At 36.8% G+C, this 1609-nt stretch carries 2 protein-coding genes; both read left to right on the top strand.

The window, feature by feature from the left end; genetic code table 11:
• Nucleotides 1–119 precede the first annotated feature (119 nt).
• Nucleotides 120–389: a hypothetical protein gene (locus IQ244_RS32155; RefSeq protein ID WP_193900706.1), complete on the top strand. Its 270-nt coding sequence runs from the start codon at nt 120–122 to the stop codon at nt 387–389.
• Between the two features lie 131 nt (nt 390–520).
• Nucleotides 521–1474, top strand: a complete 954-nt coding sequence (locus IQ244_RS32150) for a hypothetical protein (protein WP_193900705.1) — start codon at nt 521–523, stop codon at nt 1472–1474.
• The last annotated feature ends 135 nt before the right edge of the window (nt 1475–1609 follow it).

Here is a 1609-nt window from a genome sequence, read left to right as displayed (position 1 = left end):
AATGTGTGGCCCAAGGGCATTGATTCAAGTTTATCGTACTCGGAATCTATTAGTTTATGTAACTCTTCTCGTGTCATAGTTAAAAGAAGGTAACTTACTAAGTTAAACGACAATTTGCAATGCACCCAGTTCCTGTTTGGGTTGATATGACAGTATATGAAGCAAAACCAGACTTGACCGTAATAGATTTGTATTGCAGCAGACGACTTAGAGAAGAAAGCGAATTAATGCATCCAGGACTTCCACCATTTCATTTGCAAGTTGCGACACCTCCTGACAATTTAAAAATTGAAATAGACGGCAAGTTTGATGTCAATTGGAAAAAGAAACGAGACGACAATCAAAAACCCAAAGGAATTTTAAATAGACTTAAACAAATATTCAATTAACTAATGACGGAAAAATTGGCAGCAGCTAACAGCACATTTGCAATAGGCGGGCTTTCGTGCTCCGTATTAACATTTGTGGTAAAAATCCCGCCCATCGCAAATCTGCAAACCGTTACCACCAATTATAACAGATGACACGACTGAAACAAAAATATGGACTACTAATTATCGGAATTGCACTTGGTATCGCATACGGACTTGTGACAAGGTTAGTATTCGGACAAAAAGCAACTTTAGCTTCGGTGACATATCTATTTATCATTCCGACCATTTTGGGTATTATTCCTTTAATGTTTGCCGACAATGACAAACTTAAATCTTACAAGAAGACAATTTTTATTCCTTGGCTGACAGTAACGACATTCTTTTTGACAATGTTCCTATTTGGTATTGAAGACTTCCTTTGTTTATTGGTTCTTGCAGCACCATTTTTTATTTTAGGAACAATTGGAGCGTTGATTTACAGAATAGTTCAGATTAACAGACAAAAAAGTAAAGGAAAACTTCTGACCTTAGTTTTGTTGCCTTTTTTATTCGCGCCAATCGAAGAACACATAAAAAGTCCTTCTGACACTTATAAAATAACGAGTGAAGTTATCATTGACGCAACACCAGAAAAAATTTGGAATAATATTGTAGAAGTTCAGACAATTGACCCTAAAGAATATAATTCAGGATTTTTCAATTCAATCGGAATTCCCCGACCAATAAGTGCTACTGTTGACAAAAAAGAACTTGCCGGACATAGAATAGGAAATTTTGAAGGTGGCTTAAAGTTCATTGAAACAATTACGGAATATGAAGAGAACAAAAAGGTTTCTTTCGACATAAAAATTGACCCTTCAACGGTTCGACAAAAAGTATTTGACCAACACGTTTTAAATGGCAATTATTTCAACTTTGTTGACGCAACATACGAACTGACCGAATTAAAAAGCGGACAGGTAAAGTTGACCCTTTCTTCAAGTTATCAGTTGACTTCAACAATCAATTTTTATGGGAAATTTTGGGGAGACATAATTCTGACAGACTTTCAAGACAGACTATTAAACGTAATTGAAAACAGATGCGAAACGGAAGAATAACTGGTGGTAATAACTAAGGTTTCGTGGTGGCTGAAAGCCAAGCCATGAAACCGCTGTTGAACGAAACCTTCGGTGGCGGTGAGTGCTCACCAAACCCTTTTGTTATGGAGTTATCGTCGGGAGGGCAACTACGCT

The sequence above is a fragment of the Nostoc sp. LEGE 06077 genome, assembly GCF_015207705.1.
Classification (GTDB): Bacteria; Cyanobacteriota; Cyanobacteriia; order Cyanobacteriales; family Nostocaceae; genus Nostoc_B.
Note: the sequence above shows the minus strand (reverse complement) of the source record. Positions and strands in the feature narration are given on the sequence as shown.

Bases quoted from the DNA above. Each gene is read 5' to 3' on its own strand.
- IQ244_RS32155 (WP_193900706.1), top strand. From the start codon at position 120: ATGCACCCAGTTCCTGTTTGGGTTGATATGACAGTATATGAAGCAAAA.
- IQ244_RS32150 (WP_193900705.1), top strand. From the start codon at position 521: ATGACACGACTGAAACAAAAATATGGACTACTAATTATCGGAATTGCA.